Below are 4,765 nucleotides of genomic sequence, written 5' to 3' on the forward strand. Positions count from 1 at the left end.
GACTCCGGCACGCTCCCACCACGGCAGCTGGTCGAAGCCGTCGCCGTCGACACGCACAGCGTCGAGATCCACGCCGGCCATCGTGTCCACACAACGGATGGTTGTGCCCTCCCGACGGATCAGTTGTTTGATCCCGCCATTCGCGATCCGCTTTGATGCCGGTGGTCAGCGGGTGGTTGTTCGGATCGGCGAGAGGCGTACGGGTATGAATGGGCGGCGGGTACTGGGGCGGCGGGCACTGGGGCGGCGGTTCGGATGGCTGTGGGCGGCGTTCGCGGTGAGCTCCTACGGCTCGGGGCTCGGATTCGGCGCGTTCCCCCTCCTCGCGATCCTCGTGCTGCACTCCGGACCGACCCAGGTGGCGCTGCTGGCCGCCGCAGGACGGGCGGTGGGGGCCCTGGTCGCCGTGCCGCTCGGTCCGTGGATGGAGTTCCGGCGCAAACGGCCGGTCATGATGGCGATGGACCTGACCCGGTTCGCGGTGCTGCTGAGCGTCCCCGCCGCGTTCGCGCTCGGCCGGCTCAGCTTCGCCCAGCTCCTCGTCGTCTCCGTCGTCACCGCCGCGGCCGACATCGCCTTCAAGGCCGCCAGTGGCGCGTACCTCAAGACGCTCGTGCCGCCCCAGGACCTGCTCGTCGCGAACAGCCGGTTCGAATCGACGACCTGGACCGCCACCACGGTCGGGCCACCGCTCGGCGGGGCCGCCATCGGAGTGTTCGGCCCGGTGGTGACCGTGGTCGCCGACGCCCTCAGCTACCTGCTCTCGGCCCTCGGCATCCGCGCCATCGGCGGCACCGAACCGCACCCCGCGCCGACCGGCGCACCGCGGCTGCGCGCCGGGGACCTGCTCGAAGGGTGGCGCCACATCCTCACCCACCCCACACTGCGCCCGCTGTTCCTCAACGCGATCGCGGTCAACGGCCTGATCATGGCCGCCGAACCGCTGATGGCCGTACTCCTCCTCGGCCACCTCGGCTACGCACCCTGGCAGTACGGCCTTGTGTTCGCCTCCCCCTGCGTCGGCGGCCTGCTCGGCTCACGCCTCGCCCGCCCGCTCGCGACGCGCTTCGGACAGCACCGAACGCTGCTCACCGCCGGAGTGCTGCGCGCGTGCTGGCCCATCGGGCTGGCGTTCGTCCAGCCCGGCGCCCCCGGGATCGTCCTGATCGTCACCGTCCAGCTCGGCCTGGTCACCTGCTGCGGCCTGTTCAATCCGCTGCTGGCCACCCACCGGCTCGAACAGATCGACCCCGACAAGCTCGCCCGCACCCTCGCCGCATGGTCGATCAGCAGCAGTGCCGCCATCGCGGCCCTCACCGCGCTGTGGGGCCTGCTGGCCGCCACCACCAGCCCCCGCACCGCGATCGCCGCCGCGGGAATCCTCCTCCTCGCGACCCCGCTGCTGCTGCCGCGCCGGGAGAGGACGCCCCGGAAGGCAGGGGAACAGGCCGCGAGCCTGACCTGAGACGCGGGAGGACCCGGCATGGGGGAGCTCGGACAGCTGCCGGTCGGGTGTCTCGGACGGCTCGGATGTCAGTGCGGCCCACGCCGGTCGTCGAGCTGGACCTCCAACTGAGGCCAGGTTGCGGCCAGGCGTGTCAGGTCGTCCGCCGTCGGGGTGGTGAGCGTCGGGGTGGTGAGCGAGCCCACCGGTGTGCCCGGCTTGAAGTGGACCAGTGTCCCGGTCGTTCCGTCCACCTCGACGGGCTCCAATCCGGTGATGGGGACGCCGAGTTCGTAGCGCTGGGTCCAGGCCCCGTTGAGACGGCGGTTGGTGTGGACGAGCCAGTCGCTGAGCGCTGCGACGACGGACATGCCGCGCCGGGGATGACCGTCGGGCAGCACTTCGGCCTGCGGGGAGTCGAAGAACCGAAGGTCCTTCGTCGCCATGACGGGCTTCTTCACGCTCCGGCCCTGCTCGTCCACCCGGGTGTCGGTGCCCCGCCCGTTGTCCCTGACGGACAGGGAGCCGTCGGTGTGGAGAACGAGGACGCAGCGCCCGCCGCCGTTTCCTGATGCTTCGTCGGCCGCATAGCCGAGGACTTCCAGGGCGAGGTGCCACGGTCCGCCCGGAGCGAACTCCGCCGGGTTCTGCCTGATGTGCGCCAGATGATCCGCATCGACGGCGCTCGACCAGTCATGTGTCGTGTTGACCCACTGGGCCCTCGGTTCATTCATCGGGCCAGGATGCCGCAGGCCGACGACGGCTCCGGGACCGGCCCCGTGACTGGCGACCGTTCGTGGCATCCGTGCCGGTCGAGGCCGGGCGATGGCCGTTGGGTGTCAGAGCAGGACCGCTCCCGCGACTGCCGCTGACGCCGTGACGAGAACGCCCACGATGCCGCTGGTGACTCCGCTCCTCCAGGACCGCTGTGCGGCCGCGAGGTCCGGGGTGAAGTCGGCCGGGTCGGCGGGGGAGTAGTGGATCGTGACGTTCCGGCCGTACGAGTTGGTGGGGTCCGGCAGGCCTGAAAAGCAGTACGCGGTGACGGCCGCGCCCTCGTGGGTGGTGAAGGCGACCACCGGCGTCTGGCTGGTGGAGGTGTAGCCGTCCTCGTCGGTGCGGACGCTCCTGACGACGGCGACCACACGGCCCGGAACGGGAACCATCGCGGCCAGGGTGTCGAACCGGCTCCGCGCCTGGCGGACCTCCTGGGGCAGGGAGCACGCGAGGAACACGCTCCACGGCGCGCCGACACCGATCAGGGCCCACGGCCAGCCCCAGTCGATCGCGGCGACGACCACCAGCCCGACGTAGATCAGGAACACCGCGAAGTTCGGCCAGCCGAGCCCGTAGCGGCCGGCCCAGAGGTCGTCGGTGAACCGGAAGGCGTCCGGTCTTCCGGGCGGATAGCGGATCCCGATCTCCCGGCCCGTCCAGGCGGTGTTGATCCGGTCGCCGCAGTCGCCGTCGTTCGTCACGGTGAACTCCTGCCCGGTGGAGGAGTCCTGGAAGGTGGCGACGATCGCTATGCCGTCCGCCTCGGAACCTCTGTGCCGCGGCTCCTGCACCCGCTCGATCCGCCCCATTACCCGGACCGTCCGCTGGGCGCCGGTGACCCCTGCCAGCGACCGCCCGTACCCGAGCAGTGCCAATGTGCCGAGCACCCCGCACCAGAGCGCCAGATAGTCGTGCCAGCCCATGAGTCCTCCTCCTGTCCTCCGGGTACGGTCTGCCGGGGTTCGTTCGCTGCTGTGGCAACCCGCCGTGTCGAAGCGCGTCGAGTGCGGGTGACGCGCGGGTGATCAGCGTGCCGGGGCTCGTCGCACTACCTGGCCCTCACCGTTCGCCTCCAGCGAGGCACTGCCCTCGGGCCCGGTCACGCCGACCCTGATCGTGAGGGAGCCGGCGAGATGGTCGGCAGTGATCTGCCAGGACGTCGGGGAGTGGACGCCGAGCGTCGTTTCGGCCTCCTTGACCAGGGCCGGGAACCGCTCGTAGGGCAGGGAGAGCGGATCGAACTGGGGGGCCTTCGTGCCGCTCGGGGAGAACACGACCGACAGCACGCGGTCCTGCGCGAAGACGGTGATCGCCTGGCGCGGATCCTTCCCCTCGGTAAGGGAGTTGATGGCCTTGCGTAGTTCGCCGTCGTCGAGGAACGACTGGTCCGGCCCGAGAGAGACCGTCCCGGTCCCGGACGACACCACCGTGGTCGACCACGTCGAAGTGACCGTCGGTGCCGGAGAAGCGGCGGAGTCCTGCTGCTCGAACAGGTCCACGCGGAACAGGAAGACCACGGCAGCCGCAGCGAGCAGCAGGCCGAAGAGCCTGACGAAACCGGTCGAACGGCCCTCGGAAGGCTCGGTCACCATGGGCGACTCGGGAGCCGAATCCAGCTGGGCGCCGGCCGCCCGCTCCTCCCACTCCGGGGTCGGCCGCTTCACGATCGTCACCCGCCACGGCCTGTCCGGTGGATACTTCACCACCAGGACGCCGCGCGGCCGGTAGTCGGGGAGGTCGACCAGGTTGATGTCCTGAGTGATCCCGACGCGGTAGGCAGGCTCGTCGTCCGGTACGACGGTGAGATCGAACCGCACCGGCACGTCGCTCGTCTCACCCCCAATGGCGCGCAGGCTCTCGATCACCGCGAGCGCCGTTCGGGGCACGACCTCCGCCTCCCGGGCCCGCCTCGGCGCGCCGGCGAGGAGGAGCAACAGGCCGTAGACGATGGGCAGTCCCAAACCCCCGATGAACAAGGGCACTTTCTCGACGACCACACCGACGACTAGCGCGGCCAGCGAGCCCCCGATCACGGCCCCCGTCAGGAAACCGCGGGCGAGGGCGACCGGAGTGCTGCGCGAGGGCGGCGCGCTCGTGGTGATCGTCATACGGGTGATTGTGCCGGGCCGGGGTGACAGCCGGTAGGCCTGGGGCGGGCGTTGTTCACGCGGGGCCGGCAGGGTGCGGAGTGGGGCGGCTGTCAGGAGCAGTCGGAGCGATGGGCGAAGGGCTGCGCGCGCTCCTCGAAGGGCGGGTCCCGGATCGCGCCCGTCGCGGGGCGGTTTCGACGGGTGGCCCGGTTCGCCAGCTCCCGCGGTCGACCTCACGGGAGTTGGCGATGAGTGGGCGGTCTGTGCGCGAGCCGAGGGTCGGGCACGAGGGGCAGAACGGGCGCTGGGCCCGGGTGTCGAGCCTGCTGTTGGCGGGTGGCTATTGGGTGTCCGTGTTTTGTGTGAGTTGGTGGTTGAGGTTGGTGAGGGCGTTGTGGGTGGCTTTGGTGTGTTGGTTGGGGATGGTGTGTTTGGGGAGGAGGGTGGGCCATCC

4 protein-coding genes are annotated in these 4,765 nt (G+C 70.7%); 1 reads left to right on the forward strand and 3 read right to left on the reverse strand.

What is annotated here, in order from left to right; genetic code table 11:
- Positions 1 to 205: 205 nt before the first annotated feature.
- Positions 206 to 1,465 (forward strand): MFS transporter, encoded by a 1,260-nt coding sequence (locus tag ACFV6I_RS30285; RefSeq protein ID WP_380428716.1) that lies wholly within the window; start codon positions 206 to 208, stop codon positions 1,463 to 1,465.
- 68 nt (positions 1,466 to 1,533) lie between these two features.
- Here the strand turns inward: ACFV6I_RS30285 and ACFV6I_RS30290 are convergent, their stop codons facing one another.
- The 3 genes from ACFV6I_RS30290 to ACFV6I_RS30300 all read right to left on the reverse strand — a co-directional run bounded on the left by ACFV6I_RS30290 (position 1,534) and on the right by ACFV6I_RS30300 (position 4,329).
- Positions 1,534 to 2,178: an ATP-binding protein gene (locus tag ACFV6I_RS30290; protein ID WP_380428718.1), complete on the reverse strand. Its 645-nt coding sequence runs from the start codon at positions 2,176 to 2,178 to the stop codon at positions 1,534 to 1,536.
- A 105-nt stretch (positions 2,179 to 2,283) separates the two neighbouring features.
- Positions 2,284 to 3,144: a DUF3592 domain-containing protein gene (locus tag ACFV6I_RS30295; protein WP_380428720.1), complete on the reverse strand. Its 861-nt coding sequence runs from the start codon at positions 3,142 to 3,144 to the stop codon at positions 2,284 to 2,286.
- Between the two features lie 102 nt (positions 3,145 to 3,246).
- Positions 3,247 to 4,329 carry a hypothetical protein gene (locus ACFV6I_RS30300; protein ID WP_380428722.1) on the reverse strand — a complete coding sequence of 361 codons (1,083 nt, stop codon included), beginning with the start codon at positions 4,327 to 4,329 and terminating at the stop codon, positions 3,247 to 3,249.
- Positions 4,330 to 4,765 lie beyond the last annotated feature (436 nt).

Source organism: Kitasatospora sp. NPDC059803 (assembly GCF_042732255.1).
Taxonomy (GTDB): Bacteria; Actinomycetota; Actinomycetes; order Streptomycetales; family Streptomycetaceae; genus Kitasatospora.